Origin of the sequence: Paracoccus sp. Arc7-R13 (assembly GCF_004010775.1) — a bacterium.
Classification (GTDB): Bacteria; Pseudomonadota; Alphaproteobacteria; order Rhodobacterales; family Rhodobacteraceae; genus Paracoccus; species Paracoccus marcusii.
The window spans coordinates 20,979-36,892 of record NZ_CP034813.1; the positions used below are offsets into that span (position 1 = coordinate 20,979).

At 66.5% G+C, this 15,914-nt stretch carries 13 protein-coding genes; 10 read left to right on the top strand and 3 right to left on the bottom strand.

The genetic code is table 11. The annotated features are described in order from the left end of the window. The first annotated feature begins 54 nt into the window (after positions 1-54). The 10 genes from EOJ32_RS17890 (at position 55) to malQ (ending at position 14,118) form a co-directional block, all read left to right on the top strand. Entirely contained in the window at positions 55-879 is an 825-nt protein-coding gene (locus tag EOJ32_RS17890) for a manganese catalase family protein (RefSeq protein ID WP_127899722.1), read from the top strand. A gap of 210 nt (positions 880-1,089) precedes the next feature. Then, a complete protein-coding gene (locus EOJ32_RS17895) occupies positions 1,090-2,061 on the top strand; it encodes an NAD(P)/FAD-dependent oxidoreductase (protein ID WP_127899723.1) in 972 nt (323 codons plus the stop codon). Beyond that, positions 2,061-2,804, top strand: a complete 744-nt coding sequence (locus EOJ32_RS17900) for a DUF2243 domain-containing protein (RefSeq protein ID WP_127899724.1) — start codon at positions 2,061-2,063, stop codon at positions 2,802-2,804. The genes EOJ32_RS17895 and EOJ32_RS17900 overlap by 1 nt, the downstream gene beginning before the upstream one ends. A gap of 87 nt (positions 2,805-2,891) precedes the next feature. Further along, positions 2,892-3,488, top strand: coding sequence for a response regulator (locus tag EOJ32_RS17905; protein WP_127899725.1), 597 nt, complete (start codon positions 2,892-2,894; stop codon positions 3,486-3,488). Between the two features lie 80 nt (positions 3,489-3,568). Further along, a complete protein-coding gene (locus tag EOJ32_RS17910) occupies positions 3,569-4,426 on the top strand; it encodes an SDR family oxidoreductase (protein WP_127899726.1) in 858 nt (285 codons plus the stop codon). A gap of 10 nt (positions 4,427-4,436) precedes the next feature. Beyond that, the gene (locus tag EOJ32_RS17915; RefSeq protein ID WP_127899727.1) at positions 4,437-4,643 is read left to right on the top strand and encodes a hypothetical protein; all 207 of its coding nucleotides are present in this window, start codon (positions 4,437-4,439) and stop codon (positions 4,641-4,643) included. 112 nt (positions 4,644-4,755) lie between these two features. Continuing rightward, the gene (locus tag EOJ32_RS17920; protein ID WP_371706300.1) at positions 4,756-6,816 is read left to right on the top strand and encodes an alpha-1,4-glucan--maltose-1-phosphate maltosyltransferase; all 2,061 of its coding nucleotides are present in this window, start codon (positions 4,756-4,758) and stop codon (positions 6,814-6,816) included. After that, a complete protein-coding gene (gene treS / locus EOJ32_RS17925; protein ID WP_127899728.1) occupies positions 6,813-10,112 on the top strand; it encodes a maltose alpha-D-glucosyltransferase in 3,300 nt (1,099 codons plus the stop codon). The genes EOJ32_RS17920 and treS overlap by 4 nt, the downstream gene beginning before the upstream one ends. Continuing rightward, positions 10,109-12,289 (top strand): 1,4-alpha-glucan branching protein GlgB, encoded by a 2,181-nt coding sequence (gene glgB / locus EOJ32_RS17930; protein WP_127899729.1) that lies wholly within the window; start codon positions 10,109-10,111, stop codon positions 12,287-12,289. Before treS ends, glgB begins: the two co-directional genes overlap by 4 nt. Further along, positions 12,286-14,118 carry a 4-alpha-glucanotransferase gene (malQ, locus tag EOJ32_RS17935; protein WP_127899730.1) on the top strand — a complete coding sequence of 611 codons (1,833 nt, stop codon included), beginning with the start codon at positions 12,286-12,288 and terminating at the stop codon, positions 14,116-14,118. The genes glgB and malQ overlap by 4 nt, the downstream gene beginning before the upstream one ends. A gap of 30 nt (positions 14,119-14,148) precedes the next feature. On the opposite strand, the gene EOJ32_RS17940 is transcribed toward malQ, so the two are convergent. The 3 genes from EOJ32_RS17940 to EOJ32_RS17950 form a co-directional block, all read right to left on the bottom strand. Continuing rightward, positions 14,149-14,526: a DUF1622 domain-containing protein gene (locus tag EOJ32_RS17940; protein WP_045981824.1), complete on the bottom strand. Its 378-nt coding sequence runs from the start codon at positions 14,524-14,526 to the stop codon at positions 14,149-14,151. 292 nt (positions 14,527-14,818) lie between these two features. Next, complete coding sequence (locus tag EOJ32_RS17945; protein WP_204245720.1) at positions 14,819-15,184, bottom strand: hypothetical protein; 366 nt, start codon at positions 15,182-15,184, stop codon at positions 14,819-14,821. Between the two features lie 460 nt (positions 15,185-15,644). Continuing rightward, on the bottom strand, positions 15,645-15,839 hold the full coding sequence (locus EOJ32_RS17950; RefSeq protein ID WP_046001518.1) for a hypothetical protein: 195 nt from the start codon (positions 15,837-15,839) through the stop codon (positions 15,645-15,647). Positions 15,840-15,914 lie beyond the last annotated feature (75 nt).

Consider the following 15,914-nt stretch of genomic DNA (forward strand, 5'->3'; position numbering starts at 1 on the left):
CCGACCCCACCGGCCCGCATCGCGCAGCGCCGGTCCCCTAAACCGGAGAGATCCATGTTCTATACCGACAACAAGCTGCAATATCCCGTCCGCGTCGATGCCCCGAACCCGCTGTTTGCCCGTGCCCTGCAGCAGGCCATCGGCGGCGTCGAGGGAGAGATCCGCGTGGCGATGCAGTATTTCTTTCAGGCCTGCGGCGCGCGCGGCGACGCCCGGTTCCGCGACCTGCTGATGAACACCGCCGCCGAGGAGCTGGGCCATATCGAGATGCTGGCCACCGCGGTCGCCCTGAACCTGGAAGGCGCGCCCCTGGCGATGCAGGAGGAGGGCGCCCGCGACAAGGCGGTCGAGGCCGTGATGGGCGGCATGAACCTCAAGAACCTGCTGTCGGCGGGTCTGTCGGCGATGCCCGTGGACAGCGACGGCGTGCCCTTCGACATGTCCCACATCTATGCCAGCGGCAACATCGCCGCGGACATGACCGCCAACATCGCCGCCGAATCCACCGGGCGCACGTTGGCCGTGCGGCTGTACAACATGACCGACGACCCGGGGATGAAGGACATGCTGTCCTATCTGATCGCGCGGGACACGATGCACCAGAACCAGTGGATGGCCGCACTTGAGGAGTTGGGCGGCGCGCAGGGCGCCTTCCCGATCCCCAACAGCTTTCCGCAGGCCGAGGAGCAGTCCGGGTTCAGCTATGCCTTCCTGGGGTTCCAGGCGGATGGCAGCGCGCCGGTCGACGGCCGCTGGTCGCAGGGTCCGTCCGTCGACGGCAAGGGCCAGTTCACGTCCCAGCCCACGACCGCGATGGGTCAGCAGCCCGACCTGGGCCCGGCCCGCACCGGCAGCGGCGCGCAGACCGAACAGATGTAGCATCCGTGTCGGTGGCCCTGGGGTCGCCGGCACGCCCTCGTTCCAGGACACGCCCATGACCGACAACCTATCCGTCGCCGCCGTACCTGAAATCGGGCGCCGCAGTCTTTCGGCGCCTTGCGACAGGTCGCACCGGGCGACAGCCGTTCGCACGGAACGGCGGATCGGTCGTTGCGCGACGCCCATCCCCGGCCGGATGCCGACGCGATCATGAGACAGTCCAATTCCGGTCACGCCGGCGCAGGTGACAGCGTGATGCTGGACTGCGTCATCATCGGCGGGGGTCCGGCCGGGCTGACGGCGGCGATCCATCTGGCCCGGTTCCGGCGTCGCGTGGTCGTCATCGATGCAGGTGCCAGCCGCGCCGCGCTGATCCCGCGGACCTGGAACCATCCGGGCTATCCAACGGGCATCCGGGGCGGTCGCCTGCTGGGGCGGATGCGCCAGCAGGTGACCGATCTGGGCGTTCCCATCAACCGGGGGCGCGTGGTGCGCCTGGACCCCCTGCCGCATGGCGGGTTCGAGGTTCTGGCGGGCAGCCTGCACATCGCACGGCATGTCATCCTAGCCACCGGGGCCGTCGACCGGCTGCCGCCGATCCCCGATGCCCGCGCCGCGATCCTGGCCGGCCAGCTGCGCCTGTGTCCCGTCTGCGACGCCTATGAGGCGACGGACAGGCCGGTGGCCGTTATCGGCGCCGATGCCCATGCCGCGTCCGAGGCGCTGTTCCTGTCCCATTACACCCGGCAGGTCACCCTGCTGACGCTTGGCGCGCCGCTGCGACTGTCGCCCGACGATCACGGCAGGCTGACGAATGGGGGCGTCGCGGTCGACACGTCGCCGGACGTGACCTGGGACCTGTCCGGGCCGGGGGTCACGCTGATCCGCCCGAAAGCGCCCCCGCTGCGGGTCGAGGCGGTCTGGTCGGGCCTGGGGGCCGTGGCGCAGGCGGGACTGGCGACCCGGCTTGGCCTGACGCCCGCGCCGGATGGCCGGATCCCCACGGACGATCATCAGCAGACGACGGTGCCGGGCCTGTTCGCCGCGGGCGATCTGACGACCGGGCTGAACCAGATCGGCACCGCGATGGGCCAGGCCCAGATCGCCGCCAGCCGCATCCACAGCGTTCTGCGCACAGCCGAGGGGCGTGCCCTGGCCCCCGCCCCGCAGGAGGGCGGGTGATGCGGGCGTGGCTGCCCGCGGTGACCCTGGGATTTGCCCTGGGCGGCTTTTTCGACGGGGTCCTGCTGCACCAGATCCTGCAATGGCACCATCTTCTCAGCCTGGTGCCGGGCATGGACGACCTGCGTCTGCAGATTCTGTGGGACGGCTATTTCCACGCCGCCATGTACGCGGTCGCGCTGGTCGGGCTGGTGGCGGTGTGGCGCCACCGGTCGGTGATCGGCGCCGATCCGCGCCGCCGGCTGTGGGCCATGCTGCCGGTCGGGTTCGGACTGTGGCACGGCATCGATGCGGTGCTGTCGCATTGGGTGCTGGGCATCCACCGCATCCGGGATGACAGCCCGGCCCCGCTGCTGTGGGATGCGGGCTGGCTGATCGGGTTCGGCATCCTGCCCGCGGCCGCGGGATTGTACGTGGCGATGGGGCCACGCGGTCCCGAAGGTCGTATCGGGGGCATCACGGCCGCGCTGCTGGCGCTGACCGCCGGGATGGGCATCTGGGCCGCACAGCCGCCCGGCGACGGTCGGGTTGCCTCGGTCGTGTTCCGCAAGGACCTGACGGACGCCCAGATCCGCGACCGCCTGACCGCAACAGGCGGAGCCATCCTGTGGCAGGACGCGGCCCTGTCCCTGGCGGTGGTCGACATGCCCGCCGGCGGCGCATGGCGTCTGTACGGACAGGGTGCCCTGCTGGTCGCGGGCGGGGGCCTGCCCGCGGGCTGCCTGGGATGGCGCAGAACCTGATATTGCACGATGGGCAATTTTTCGCCGAAACAGGTCCTTCCGTTAAGGTATGTTTAATGGGCAGTCTTTGCGTGATTGGATAGGGTCATGCCTGACGATGGCGATCCGGGGGGGACCATGCGCATTCTGGTGGTCGAAGACGAATTCCTGATCGCCGAACAGCTGTCCCGCGACATCAGCAATCTTGGCGACACCGTGATCGGTCCCTTTTCGGACATCGGCGATGCGATGTGCAGCCTGACCAGCGCGGATGCCGAGGCGGCGATCCTGGACGTGCGCTTGGGCGCGCAGACGTCGTTCTGCATCGCCGATCAGCTGAGCCTGCAGGAGGTGCCGTTCGTCTTTCTGACCGGCTATACCGCGCGGGACGTCCCGGACCGGTTCAGCCAGACCGTCATCCACGCCAAGCCCAGCCCGACGCGCAGCCTGCTGCTGCAACTGCATGCGCAACGCCTGCGGTTCGGGGACGCGGACGGGGTGCAGGAGGTCATGGTGGACATGCTGTCCTATGTCCGCCTGGTCGCCTCGGACGCCGCCGCGGCCGAACGCCTGGTCGAGCGGGTGATGCTGCAGGCGATCCGCGCCATCGAGGGCGGCGATGCCGTCACGGGCACCCTGCGCGGCTTGATGATCGCCCTGATGGACCACGAGATCGCGCGGAACCTGCCCCGCCATTTCCACTAGGGCGGGAACATCGCGCCCTGTCGCCGGTTGCAGGCACCGGTCCGTCCCGTGACGGGCCCGAATGCCACAGGAGACCGCGCATGACCGATTATCCCTATCCGCCCTTTCCCGAACAGGAACAGGACCTGCCCGGCAGCTTCCGCAGGATGGACCCGGTTCCCGATCACGGCGAGGACAGCTGGAAGGGCAACGGCCGTCTGACGGGGCGCGTGGCGCTGATCACCGGCGCCGACAGCGGCATCGGCCGCGCCGTGGCCATCGCCTATGCCCGCGAGGGGGCCGACCTCACGCTGGTCTGCCTGGACGAGAAGGGGGACATGGAGGATACCGCCGCCCTGGTCCGCCAGGCCGGCCGCGAGTGTCTGGTCATCATGACCGACCTGTCCAAGGCCGAAAACTGTCGCGACGTGATCGCGCAGACCGCCGATCGGTTCGGGCGCATCGACATCCTGGTCAACAACGCCGCCCACCAGCGCAGCTTTGCCAAAATCGAGGACATCAGCGACGAGGAGTGGCGCTATACCTTCGCCACCAACATCGACGCGATGTTCCATCTGACCAAGGCTGCGGTCGCGCATATGGGCCGGGGGGCCGCGATCATCAACACCGCGTCGGTGAATGCCGACAAGCCCAGCCCCGACCTGCTGGCCTATGCCACGACCAAGGGCGCGATCCAGAACTTCACCGCGGGCCTTGCGCAGATGTTGGCCGATCGCGGCATCCGCGCGAATGTCGTGGCGCCGGGGCCGGTCTGGACGCCGCTGATCCCGGCCAGCTTTCCGGGCGACAAGGTCGCCACCTTCGGCCAGAACTATCCCATCGGGCGGCCGGCGCAGCCTGCGGAACTGGCATCGGCCTATGTGATGCTGGCGGAGGCGGCCTCCAGCTACATCTCCGGGGCGACCATCGCGGTCACCGGCGGCCAGCCGATCATCTGAGGGGGATGCCATGACCAGAACCCTTGCCCTTGTCGCGGCCCTTGCGGGGGTCGCGCTGCTGGTCCGGTCCGCGGCGCGCCGATCCGGCCCTGGCGCGGGCGACGCGATCCGTCCCGCAGGGCCCGACCAGATGCGCGATCCGCCCCCGGACTGGTCCGATGTCGATGAACGCGGGGACGAATCCTTTCCGGCCAGCGATCCGCCGGGCACCTACTAAGGCCCGGCCTTCCTGCCTTTGGTGCGGGCAAATCGACCCTTGTTTCGCCTTCTGCCGGAACATTCACGGGCGGTGCCTGTTCTGTTCCTGTCCGATCCAAGGAGGCATATCCGTGTCCAACGACCAGCCCGCCACGCCATCCCCCGCCAAGGCCCGCACCGCCCGGCGATCGCCGCGACGGACGGCCGATGCCGATCCGACCCTGCTGCGCCTTGCCGCCGCGCGTCTGGCGATCGAGGGGATTTCCCATCAGGTCGATGGCGGGCGCTTTGCGGCAAAGGTCGTGGCCGGGCAGCCGGACCTGTTCCAGGCGGACATCTTTTCGGACGGGCACGACATCATCGACGCCGCTTTGCTGTGGCGCCCGGTCGGGCAGGATGATTTTGCCGAGGTGCCGATGACCTTCGTCATCAACGACCGCTGGCAGGCCAGTCACGCCTTCGACGCGCCGGGGGACTATCAGATCGGCTTTGCCGCTTGGCGCGACCTGTTCGCGACATGGCGCAAGGAGATCCTGGCCAAGCATGCCGCGGGTCAGGCCATATCGCTGGAACTGACCGAGGGCCGTCACCTGATCGAGGCCGCCATGGGCCCCAAGGGCCGCGCCGGCGCCGACGACCGGGCCGCGCTGGAGGCGGTTCTGGCGCAGGACGACGGTCTGGCGGCGCAGGGTGATGCGACCCGCCTGGTCGCGCTGACGGATGATCAGGTGACCGCGCTGATGAACCGCGCTGCACCTCGGACCGACCTGACGCTGTCCGACACGCTGCCTTTGCATGTCGACCGGCAGGCCGCGGCCTTCAGCGCGTGGTATGAACTGATGCCCCGGTCACAATCGGGCAGCATGGATCGGCACGGCACCTTCGACGACGTGATCGCGCGCCTGCCCTATGTGCGCGATCTGGGCTTTGACGTGCTGTATTTCCCGCCGATCCACCCGATCGGGCGTACGAACCGCAAGGGTCCGAACAACAGCCTGACCGCAGGGCCGGACGATCCCGGCAGCCCCTATGCCATCGGGTCCGCGGATGGCGGGCATGATGCGATCCACCCCGAACTGGGCGATTTCGACGATTTCCGCCGCCTGATCGATGCCGCTCGCGACCACGGGCTGGAGATCGCGCTGGATTTCGCGATCCAGTGCTCGCCGGATCACCCGTGGATCAGGGAACACCCGGAATGGTTCGACTGGCGCCCCGACGGCACCATCAAGTTCGCCGAGAACCCGCCCAAGAAGTACGAAGACATCGTCAACGTCCATTTCTATCGCGATGCCCTGCCGGGGCTGTGGTACGCGCTGCGCGACATCGTGCTGTTCTGGGTGAACCACGGGGTGCGCATCTTTCGCGTGGACAACCCGCACACCAAGCCTTTCCCGTTCTGGGAGTGGATGATCGCCGAGGTCCGTCGCGTCGATCCGGGCGTGATCTTTCTGGCCGAGGCCTTCACCCGGCCCAAGGTGATGAAGCGGCTGGCCAAGGTCGGGTTTTCGCAATCCTATTCCTATTTCACCTGGCGCAACGAAAAGGCCGAGATCACCGAATACCTGACCGAGCTGACGCAGACCGACAGCCGTCTGGTGATGAACCCGAACTTCTTCGTGAATACCCCCGACATCAATCCGCGCTATCTGCAGTCCAGCGGCCGACCCGGCTTTCGCATCCGTCTGGCACTGGCCGCGACCCTGGGCGGCAATTACGGCGTCTATAGCGGCTTCGAGATCTGCGAAGCCGCGCCCGTGCCCGGCAAGGAAGAGTATCTGGACAGCGAGAAGTATCAGCTGCGGGTCTGGGACATGGACCAGCCGGGCAACATCCAGGACGACATCCGCCTGATGAACCGCCTGCGCCGCGATCACCCGGCGCTGCGCCAGTTCACCGATCTGACCTTCCACATGGCCCATAACGACCAGGTTCTGGCCTATGGCAAGCGTTCCGGGGACGATTACGTGCTGATCCACGTCAACCTGGACCCGCACAACACCCAGGTGTTCCAGTTCGAGGTCCCGCTGTGGGAATTCGGCCTGCCCGACGACGCGTCGATCGAGGTCCGCGACCTGATCCACGGCAACAGCTTCACCTGGCACGGCAAGACCCAGACCCTGGATCTTGATCCGCAGACCCGTCCCTATGCCATCTGGCAACTCATCGCACCGGGAGCGCCGCGCCCATGAACATCCCGAACCCCAAGCGCGACGGCGCAACCTTCGCCGTGACCGGCGGCATCGACCGCGACCAGGCCGACTGGTACAAGGATGCGGTCATCTATCAGCTGCACATCAAGGCGTTCATGGACTCGAACGGCGACGGCATCGGCGATTTCGCCGGGCTGATGCAGCGGCTGGACTATGTTCAGGAGTTAGGCGTGACGGCCATCTGGCTGCTGCCCTTCTATCCCTCGCCCCTGCGCGACGACGGCTATGACATCGCCGACTATCGGTCGATCAATCCGTCCTATGGCGCGATGCGCGACTTCAAGGCCTTCGTGACCGAGGCGCATCGGCGCGGCATCCGCGTGATCACCGAACTGGTCATCAACCACACCAGCGACCAGCATCCGTGGTTCCAGAAGGCCCGCCATGCCAAGCCCGGATCGGCGGCGCGCGACTTCTATGTCTGGTCCGACACGGACGAAAAATGGCCCGAAACCCGGATTATCTTTCTGGACACGGAAAAGTCGAACTGGACCTGGGATCCGGTCGCGGGCGCCTATTACTGGCACCGGTTCTATTCGCACCAGCCCGACCTGAACTTCGACAACCCCAAGGTGTTGGCCGAGGTTCTCAAGGTCATGCGCATGTGGCTGGAGATGGGCGTGGACGGGCTGCGCCTGGATGCGATCCCCTATCTGGTCGAACGCGACGGCACCAACAACGAGAACCTGCCCGAGACGCATGACGTCCTGAAGGCCATCCGTGCCGATCTGGACAAGCATTTCCCCGACCGGATGCTGCTGGCCGAGGCGAACCAGTGGCCCGAGGACACCCGCCCCTATTTCGGCGAGGGTGACGAGTGCCACATGGGCTTCCATTTCCCGCTGATGCCGCGCATGTACATGGCGCTGGCGCAGGCCGACCGACACCCCATCACCGACATCATCCGCCAGACACCCGAGATCCCTGAGAACTGTCAGTGGGGCATCTTCCTGCGCAACCATGACGAGTTGACGCTGGAGATGGTGACGTCCGAGGAGCGCGACTATCTGTGGCAGACCTATGCCACCGATACGCGGGCGCGCATCAATTTGGGCATCCGCCGCCGCTTGGCGCCGCTGATGCAGAACGACCGCCGCAAGATCGAATTGCTGAATTCGCTGCTGATGTCCATGCCCGGCACGCCGATCATCTATTACGGCGACGAGATCGGGATGGGCGACAACTATTATCTGGGTGACCGGGACGGGGTCCGGACGCCGATGCAGTGGTCGGGCGACCGCAATGCGGGCTTTTCCACGGCCAAGCCGCAGCAGCTGTATCTGCCGACGATCATCGACGCGGTTTATGGCCACCAGGTGATCAACGTCGAGGCACAGGCGGACGACCCGTCGTCGCTGCTGAACTGGATGCGCCGGATGATCACCGTGCGCCGCCAGCATCCGGCCTTCGGGCGTGGAGAGATGACGCTGCTTTATCCGCGCAACCGCAAGATTTTGGCCTATGTCCGCGAACACGAAGGGCGCGCCTATCTGTGCGTCGCCAACCTGTCGGACAGCGCGCAGGCGGTCGAGCTGGACCTGGCCAGCCGCCGTGGCATGGTGCCGGTGGAACTGACCGGTCGGTCGGCCTTTCCGCCGATCGGCGATCTGCCCTACATGCTGACGCTGCCGGCCTATGGGTTCTTCTGGTTTGCCCTGTCGGGCGAGGAGGAGATGCCGTCCTGGCACGAACAGCTGCCCGACATCCTGCCGGAATTCATGACGCTGACCACCCGCGACGGCAAGGTCAGCACCGCGCTGGCCGGCCGCGAGGGCGCGCAGCTGCAGGCAGAGGTCCTGCCCCAATGGCTGCCGCTGCAGCGCTGGTTCGCGGCAAAGGATCAGTCCGTCCCGGCCCGTGTCCGTCTGCGTCAGCTGGGCGATCTGGGGCAGGGCGAACATGCGATGGTCGCGCTGGACGTGACCCCCGGCGGCGAGGGCGAGGAGCAGAGCTATTTCCTGCCCCTGTCAGCCCGGTGGGGAGACGAGAACCTGCGTCCCGGTGCGCCCAAGCTGTCCTGGACGCTGGCCAAGATCCGCCACACCGCACGGGTTGGCGCGCTGGTCGACGGCGCCTTCGACGAACGCCTGCCGCAGCTGCTGCTGGACGGGATGGTCGAGGGAAAGGCCCAAGGCGATCTGCAGTTCCACGGCACCGACGCCCTGCGCGCCATCACTGAACCCGGCACTCCGCGCCAGATGGGGGTCGAGCAGTCGAACCTGTCGATCGCCTTTTCGGACCAGATCATCCTGAAGCTGTATCGTCGCCTGCGCACCGGGCATCAGCCCGATGTGGAGGTGGCGCAGTTCCTGACCACGGTCGCGGGCTTTGCCCATACGCCGCGCTATCTGGGCCATCTGGATCACAAGGGTGATCAGGACACGACCCTGGCGGCCGCCTTTGCCTTCGTCCCGAACCGGGGCGACGCCTGGACGGGCATCGTCGATGCGCTGATGCTGGAACTGAACGAAAGCGACGGCTGGACCTCGGCGGGCGATGCCGCGCCGGTGCGGCATGGATACGACTTTCCGCTGTCGATCGGCACCCTGCTGGGACAGCGGACCGCCGAGCTGCACCGCGCCCTGGCGACGCCCACCGACGATCCGGCCTTCGCACTGCAGGACCTGACCGCCAAGACGCTGCGTGGTTGGGCCGATGATGCGGTCGCCGATGCCGAGGCGATGCTGGCCCGGCTGGAACAGGCCGACCTGCCGGACGACGCGGCACCCTTGGCGCAACAGGTGCTGGCGCAGCGCGACGCGTTGCTGGACCGGCTGCGCCGGGTTGCGGAGCTGACCCCGTCCGGCGGGCTGTCGCGCGTCCATGGCGACTATCACCTGGGTCAGGTCCTGCTGGCGCAGAACGATGTGGCCATCATCGATTTCGAAGGCGAACCCGCGCGGTCGCTGGACGAACGTCGGGCCCTGTCGTCGCCCTTGCGCGATGTGGCGGGGATGCTGCGGTCGTTTGATTATGCCGCGATGACGGTCGTGGCACGGCATCGCGCCAGCTTTGGCACGACGGTCGAACAGGCGCTGGAGCGGATCGAGGATTGGCGGCGCACCGCTAGCGCGGCCTTCCTGGACAGCTATCGCCAGCATGTCGACGGGTCCGCGAACCTGCCATCCGATCGCGCCGCGGCCGATGCACTGCTGGATTTGTTCCTGCTGCAGAAGGCCATCTACGAGACCGGATACGAGCTGGGCAACCGCCCGGCCTGGGTCGGCATCCCGCTGGCCGGTATCCTGGAACTGCTGACGCAGGAGAACGCATGACCGATGTCGCATATCTGCCCGACGGGCTGACCTCCACCGGGATCGAGGCGATCCTGCGGGGCCAGCATCACGATCCCTTCGCGATCCTGGGTCCGCATGACGGGCAGCTGCGCGTCTTTGCGCCCCAGGCCGCCGAGGTCCGCGCGGTGGCCAATGGCGGTGTCTTTCCGCTGGAACGCATCCACCCCGAGGGGTTCTTCTGCGGGCCAGCCCCGCAGGGGGACTATCGACTGGCGATGCGGGCAGGCGATCATGAATGGCAGGTCGACGACCCCTATCGCTTTGGCCCCGTGCTGGGAGAGATGGATGAATATTTGCTGGCCGAAGGCAGCCACCGCCGCCTGTACGACAAGCTGGGCGCCCATCCGGTCACCCATCAGGGCGTCGCCGGCGTGGCCTTTGCGGTCTGGGCACCCAATGCCCGCCGTGTCAGCGTGGTCGGCCATTTCAACGCATGGGACGGACGCCGCCACCCGATGCGCCGCCGTCTTGGCCCCGGCATCTGGGAGCTGTTCATCCCCGGCCTGACGACCGGCGAGATCTACAAGTACGAAATCCTCAGCGCGCATGGCGAACGCCTGCCGCTCAAGGCGGACCCTGTCGGCTTCGCCCATCAGCAGCCGCCAGAAACCGCGTCCGTCGTCCACGGGCTGCCCGATCACGACTGGCGCGACGGCGCATGGATGACCGAACGCGCGCGTCGGCAGGACCGTCAGGCGCCCATCTCGATCTATGAGGTGCATCTGGGGTCATGGCGCAGGGGCGGCGATGCCGAGATCCTGGACTATGACGCGATGGCCGATCTGCTGGTGCCCTATGTCCAGCAGATGGCCTTTACCCATGTCGAATTCCTGCCGGTGGGCGAACATCCCTTTACCGGATCATGGGGCTATCAGCCCGTGGGCCTGTTCGCGCCGACCAGCCGCTTTGGTTCCCCCGAGGCGTTCGCGCGGCTGGTGGACCGGCTGCACCAGGTGGGCATCGGCGTCATCATGGACTGGGTGCCCGCGCATTTCCCGTCCGACGCACATGGTCTGGCGCAGTTCGACGGCACGGCGCTGTACGAACATGCCGATCCGCGCCAGGGGTTCCATCAGGACTGGAACACGCTGATCTACAACTTCGGCCGCCGCGAGGTTGCCAATTTCCTGCAGGCCAGCGCGCTGTACTGGGTCGACAAGTTCCATGTCGACGCGCTGCGCGTCGATGCGGTGGCGTCGATGCTGTATCTGGACTATTCGCGCCAGCCCGGCGAATGGGTGCCCAACCGCCATGGCGGCAACCAGAACCTGGAGGCCATCGACTTTCTGCGCGAGGTGAACACCCGCGTCACCACCGACCATCCCGGCGCCGTCACCATTGCCGAGGAATCGACCGCCTTCCCGATGGTCAGCCGTCCGGTCGACCAAGGGGGCTTGGGCTTTGCGTTCAAGTGGAACATGGGCTGGATGCACGACACGCTGGCCTATTTCCGGCTGGACCCGATCCATCGGCAGTATCATCAGCACGATCTGACCTTCGGCCTGGTCTATGCCTTCTCCGAGGATTTCGTCCTGCCGCTGAGCCATGACGAGGTAGTGCACGGCAAGGGATCGCTGATCCGCCAAATGGCCGGCGACCGCTGGCAGAAGTTCGCGAACCTGCGGGCCTATTACGCCTTCATGTGGACCCATCCGGGCAAGAAGCTGTTGTTCATGGGCTGCGAATTCGCGCAGGACCACGAATGGAACCACGACCAGTCGCTGGACTGGCATCTGCTGGACGACCCCATGCATTCCGGCGTGCAGGCGCTGGTCGGGGACCTGAACCGGCTGTATCGTGACACGCCCGCGCTGCACCGGCTGGATTGCGATCCCGACGGGTTCGAATGGATCGACAGCAGCGACAGCGCCCAAAGTGTGCTGGTCTGGATGCGCAAGTCCGACGACGGCGCGCCCCCGGCGGTGGTGGTGTGCAACCTGACCCCCGTCGTGCGTGAGGGTTACCGGATCGGCGTTCCGGTTCCCGGTGCTTGGCGCGAGGTGCTGAACAGCGACGATCAGGCCTATGGCGGATCGGGTGTCGGCAACGCGGCGGTGCGCGATGCCGAAGCCGTCGTCTGGCATGGCCGCGACCAGTCGCTGAGCCTGACCCTGCCGCCGCTGGCGACCATCGTGCTGATGCCGGTGCAGGCATGACCTCTGCCCCTCAGGCGCAGGGTGACGGCAGCGACCTGCATGCCCGCGCCCGCGCCTATGGCATCCAGCCGCAATACGATCTGGTCGGGGGCGCGGTGCATGACGCCCCCGACGAAACTTTGCGCGGGTTGCTGGAGGCGTTCGATGCGGACACGCTGCCGCCCTTGGCATCAGAGCCACGCCTGACCGCGCCCGCCGGTGCGCAATGCCATGTGCCCGGGCAGGGTCGTCACTGGGGCATCGCCTTGCAGCTGTACCAGCTGCGCAGCGATCGCAACTGGGGCATCGGCGATTTCGGCGACCTGCGCGTGCTGGCCGGTCATGCTGCACAAGCCGGGGCGGCGTTTCTGGGCCTCAACCCGCTGCACGCGATGTTCCTAGCCGACCCGTCACGGTGCAGCCCGTTCTCTCCGTCGAACCGCCGGTTCCTGAACCCGCTGTACCTGGCGGTCGATCAGGTGCCGGGATTTCGCGCCGACATGGCCGATGCGGCGGTGCTTGAGGATCTGCGCGCCGCGGAACTGGTCGACTATCCGGGCGTAGCCGCGGCCAAGCTGTCGGCCTTGCGCGCCATATGGTCCGCGGGCGCGACCCTGCCGGACGATTTCGTGGCCCAAGGCGGCGACGATCTGCGCCGTCATGCGCTGTTCGAGGTCGCCTCGGCCGCGATGGTCGATGCCGGTCACGGCGCGGGTTGGCTTGGCTGGCCCAAGGCATGGCGCGATGTCGATGGCGATGCCATGCTGCAGCTGGCGCAGGAACGGGCGGATGACGTCGCCTTTCACATGTGGCTGCAATATCTGTGCCAGTCGCAACTTCAGGCCCTGCGCGACCGCTGTCGCGAGCTGGGTATGGCGATCGGCCTCTATCTGGATTTCGCCGTCGGAGAGGCGGCCGACGGGTCCGGCAGCTGGGGCAGCGACATCGTGCTGCCCGACGTGCGCATCGGGGCACCGCCCGATTACTTCAACGAACAGGGGCAGGACTGGGGTCTGGCACCGCTGTCTCCTGTCGCCATGGCGGCGACCCGCGCGGCGCCGTTCCGCGACCTGATCCGGCACGCGACACGGCAGGCAGGCGCGCTGCGGATCGATCATGCGATGGGACTGTGGCAGCTGTTCCTGATGCCGGAGGGGGCAGGGGCCGCCGACGGAACCTATGCCCGCTATCCGCTGGAGGACATGCTGTCCGCTTTGGCCGAGGCATCCCGGCAGAACCGGACCACCATCATCGGAGAGGACTTGGGCAACGTCCCCCCGGGCTTCCGCGGGGTGATGGAGGCCTGCCGCATCCTGTCCTATCGCATCTTTTTTTTCGAACGACGCGAGGACGGCTTCATCCCGCCTGCGGACTATCCGCGCGATGCGCTGGCCTGCCTGTCCACGCATGACCTGCCGACGTTTCGCGGCTGGTGGAAGGGTGATGACGTGGCCCTGCGGCAGCGGTTCGGCTTCATCAGTGACGCGGCCGCGACCGAACAGCGCGATGCGCGCACGGTGGAACGCGCCGATCTGTTGGCCGATCTTGTCGCGGCAGGGCTGCTGACGGCCGACGTCGCGGCGGGGATCGACCCGAGCGACGCCCCCACCGCGTTGACCATCGCCGTCCATCGCCACTTGGCCAGCGCGCCGTCGCGCCTGTTCGCCGTGCGTCTGGAGGATCTGGCGGCCGAGTTGCACCCGGTCAACGTGCCGTCGACGGTGGACGAATATCCCAACTGGCGGCGCAAGTTGTCGATGCCGCTGGACGATCTGGTGGCAACGGCGCTGTTTCGGGATCTGACAGGCGGACTGGCGGCGGAACGGCCGATCGAACCTGACGCTGCCTGACCCCTTCGGAACAGGCAGCGCCAGGGGCCGTCAGTCGTTCTTCAACGCCTTCATCTCGTACTCCATCATGAACGAGATGAAGGACCTGATGACCACGATCGCGCCCAGCAGCAGGATGTTCGCCAGACTGAGATGCAGGATGGTGCGGATCAGGTCGGCCACGATCAGCACCTCCAGTCCTGCCAGGATGTGCCGGCCAAGTGCCAGTCGCCCATGGTTCAGCTGATGATGGCGGTCATGCGCGTCGCGGTGCATCACATCACCCGACACGAAGCGCGTGGCGAAACGCGCCACGCCCAGAAGCAGGATCCCGATCGCGAACAGCTCCAGCGCGATCACGATCCATTCCAGCCCCGTCGCCACCATGCCCAGGTGATCCGCCATGGAGGACATCGTCGTGTCAGTCATGCTGCCTCATCTGATGGCTGCCGGTTCATGCCGTTTCGGTCCGTTTAGGCAGGGAGTAGAGCAAGACGGCATCCGATGCACCTCCCAAGGTTCGACGGACATCGTCGCCCTGATGCCCGACGCCAATAGGTGGTCGCCTGTCCGCCCTCCGGCGCGGCCATTGGGGCGTCATTCACGACCGTTACAAGGAAAGCGTTACGGAAAAGGTCTGATCCCGAACCATTCAAACCCAACAGAAAATCCCGGCATTCCTGCCGGGATCGATCCTACTGCCTGAACTGTTGGCCGGTCATCAGGCCTGATCGCCATGCCCCTGCACGACCTGCGCGTGCTGGACGACCGTCCAGTCCTCATGGGCCTTCTGTCGATAGACGGATGTGCAGGTGGCGGTGAAGGTGGTGTCGCCCTTCTGCGCCTTGACCTCATAGCCGACGACGATCAGGCCCTCTTGGGGACGAGAGATATGGCGGTTCGAAAAGGCGACCTCGTCCCATTCCGGCGTGCCGGTGACGGCCTCGACCGCTGCCTCGTCGTGAAACAGATAGGGCGCATGGCTCAGCGCCATCACGCATTCGGGGTCGACCCGCTCATGGTACCGCCCTTCCGAGGCGCGCCACAGGCTTTCCTCAAAGTTCCAGACCCGTGTGTCATCCATCATGCATCTCCCGTTTGCGTTCCACCTCAACAGGAGGGATCGCAGCCGGTTCCCCGAAGGGCGGCACAGTGTCGTGATGATGACAGGGGGCGTTGCGGTGATCGCGGATGGATCGATCAGCGGTCCCGTCCCGCACGCGTCGCGTACAAAACCGGTTCGAGCAGATAAACAACCGGGGAAAGAACCTAAAACAACACCAATCAACGTCCCCGGTTGTTATGTACCTTATGCCTGAAATTGATTGACCAGTCAGCCTATCTGTTTCGACAGGGTGGGGTGATCGCATATCGGACGGCACGAACAAGACCGGCCCCCGGAAACGGGACCGGGGGCCGCTGCAGGGGCCTGATCCACCCGCCTAATGAAGGCTGAGAGGAGAGGGAACTCGCTGATCGGACAAACCCTGCACATACAGTTTACGGGCGGGGTCCGGAAAAGTTTCACCCTATGCGGGCAAGATCGCCTAGAGCGACAGATCCTCGATGATCTCGGCCCGCACGCCCTTCAGCGGGTCGTCCTCGGTGTGCCGGACAAGATAGTCATAGGCCGCCTGATGGCTGTCGAATGCCATGGGCGCGTCGGTCGCGGTGAAGCCGTCGCCTGCCTGCGACAGCTTCATGTGCGGGGCGGCGCCCAAGGCGATGACGAATGTCTGCATTCTGCTCTCTCCGGTCCGGACTGGTGGGGGCGGGCATGGCTGCGGCCCGCCGATCCCTGCTGCAACGCGCGCCGG

What these genes read in the sequence shown, in the direction of transcription:
- EOJ32_RS17890 (WP_127899722.1), top strand. Translation starts at nt 55, where the DNA reads ATGTTCTATACCGACAACAAGCTGCAATATCCCGTCCGCGTCGATGCC.
- EOJ32_RS17895 (WP_127899723.1), top strand. Translation starts at nt 1,090, where the DNA reads ATGAGACAGTCCAATTCCGGTCACGCCGGCGCAGGTGACAGCGTGATG.
- EOJ32_RS17900 (WP_127899724.1), top strand. Translation starts at nt 2,061, where the DNA reads ATGCGGGCGTGGCTGCCCGCGGTGACCCTGGGATTTGCCCTGGGCGGC.
- EOJ32_RS17905 (WP_127899725.1), top strand. Translation starts at nt 2,892, where the DNA reads ATGCCTGACGATGGCGATCCGGGGGGGACCATGCGCATTCTGGTGGTC.
- EOJ32_RS17910 (WP_127899726.1), top strand. Translation starts at nt 3,569, where the DNA reads ATGACCGATTATCCCTATCCGCCCTTTCCCGAACAGGAACAGGACCTG.
- EOJ32_RS17915 (WP_127899727.1), top strand. Translation starts at nt 4,437, where the DNA reads ATGACCAGAACCCTTGCCCTTGTCGCGGCCCTTGCGGGGGTCGCGCTG.
- treS (WP_127899728.1), top strand. Translation starts at nt 6,813, where the DNA reads ATGAACATCCCGAACCCCAAGCGCGACGGCGCAACCTTCGCCGTGACC.
- glgB (WP_127899729.1), top strand. Translation starts at nt 10,109, where the DNA reads ATGACCGATGTCGCATATCTGCCCGACGGGCTGACCTCCACCGGGATC.
- malQ (WP_127899730.1), top strand. Translation starts at nt 12,286, where the DNA reads ATGACCTCTGCCCCTCAGGCGCAGGGTGACGGCAGCGACCTGCATGCC.
- EOJ32_RS17940 (WP_045981824.1), bottom strand. Translation starts at nt 14,526, where the DNA reads ATGACTGACACGACGATGTCCTCCATGGCGGATCACCTGGGCATGGTG.
- EOJ32_RS17945 (WP_204245720.1), bottom strand. Translation starts at nt 15,184, where the DNA reads ATGATGGATGACACACGGGTCTGGAACTTTGAGGAAAGCCTGTGGCGC.
- EOJ32_RS17950 (WP_046001518.1), bottom strand. Translation starts at nt 15,839, where the DNA reads ATGCAGACATTCGTCATCGCCTTGGGCGCCGCCCCGCACATGAAGCTG.